Annotated in this window: 1 protein-coding gene; it reads right to left on the reverse strand. The window is 58.6% G+C overall.

Annotation, left to right across the window (positions count from 1 at the left end; genetic code table 11):
- Positions 1-261 (reverse strand): zinc-binding dehydrogenase (locus tag AC0L3U_RS39595; RefSeq protein WP_473365148.1); only part of this gene is annotated, 261 nt, incomplete at both ends.

The raw sequence follows: 261 nt of genomic DNA on the forward strand, positions 1-261 counted from the left end.
GTTGAGCAGCCTCGGCACTGATGTACTGGAAAAGTCGGTCAACAACCGGTTTGATGGCGCCAGCCTCGATCAGCGCGGTAATTTTCTGCAGCTGCATCCCGTCGGCACGCATGAATAAGAATGTATAGCTCACCCCCCGTTTGCGCGCTTTTCTGCGAATACCGCTGCTGAGCAGGCGCATAACCTGCCCCAACACCCAAGGCAAGCCCTGCGCTTGGGCAAACTGCGCGGTCGGTGGCCCCGACAGAGAAATCAGGTGCC

The organism is Bradyrhizobium sp. Kon69 (assembly GCF_055807515.1).